The organism is Ruegeria sp. CDSA221 (assembly GCF_059611825.1).
Window position 1 is genome coordinate 1 of record NZ_JBXWPK010000040.1, and the last position, 1,272, is coordinate 1,272.

The following is a 1,272-nucleotide window of genomic DNA, read 5'->3' on the forward strand; positions in this document are numbered from 1 at the left end:
TTACAAGTTTGGATAGATAGGGAATCTGGCGCAGAGGTTTGCGACTTCGGTTTTGACTTTGGCCTCGACCTCACCGTTACCGTCCTCGCCATTTGCGGCCAGACCGTCGACCACTTCGATGATCCAGTCGGCGATCTGGCGGAACTCGGCCTCGCCGAAGCCGCGGGTGGTGCCTGCGGGGCTGCCAAGGCGGATGCCGCTGGTCACCATCGGTTTTTCGGGATCGAACGGGACACCGTTCTTGTTGCAGGTGATATGCGCCCGGCCCAGTGCCTTTTCGGTCGCGTTGCCTTTGACGCCTTTAGGGCGCAGGTCCACCAGAACCACATGGGTGTCGGTGCCGTGGGTGACTGTGTCCAGCCCACCTTTGATCAACTGGTCTGACAGGGCCTGCGCGTTGGTGACCACCTGGGCGATGTAGTCCTTGAACTCGGGTCGCAGTGCTTCGCCAAAGGCCACGGCCTTGGCCGCGATGACATGCATCAGCGGGCCGCCCTGAATGCCAGGGAAGATGGCCGAGTTCACTTTCTTGGCGATCGCCTCGTCATTGGTCAGGATCATGCCGCCCCGCGGACCGCGCAGGGTTTTATGCGTGGTGGTGGTAGCCACATGCGCATGCGGGAAAGGCGATGGGTGTGCGCCTGTCGCGACCAGACCGGCGATATGGGCCATGTCGACATGCAGATAGGCGCCGACCAAGTCCGCGATCTCGCGCATGCGGGCAAAATCAATGATGCGCGGAATGGCCGACCCGCCTGCGATGATCAGCTTGGGCTGATGCTCTTTCGCCAGCGCTTCGATCTGGTCATAGTCGATCTGGTTGTCCTGTTTGCGCACGCCGTAATGGACGGCGTTGAACCACTTGCCCGACTGGTTGGGTGCGGCGCCGTGGGTCAGGTGGCCCCCCGCATCCAGGCTCATGCCCAGGATGGTGTCGCCGGGTTTGATCAGTGCCTGGAACACGCCCTGGTTTGCCTGAGAGCCAGAGTTCGGCTGGACGTTTGCAAAGCCGCAACCGAACAGCTGCTTGGCGCGGTCGATGGCCATATTTTCAGCGATATCAACAAATTGACACCCGCCATAGTAACGCCTGCCGGGGTATCCTTCGGCGTATTTGTTGGTCATCACCGAGCCCTGCGCTTCCATCACGGCAGCAGAGACGATGTTCTCGGACGCGATCAATTCGATCTCGTCGCGCTGACGGCCCAGCTCGGACGTGATCGAGCCGAACAGCTCTGGGTCGCGCGCTGAGAGAGACTGGGTGAAAAAACC

General features: G+C 60.9%; 1 protein-coding gene. It reads right to left on the reverse strand.

Going from position 1 to position 1,272, the window contains the following annotated elements; genetic code table 11:
- Window positions 1–1,272: serine hydroxymethyltransferase (gene glyA, locus AC2FJ5_RS21340; RefSeq protein ID WP_496794520.1), on the reverse strand; the 1,272-nt coding region annotated here is incomplete at its 5' end.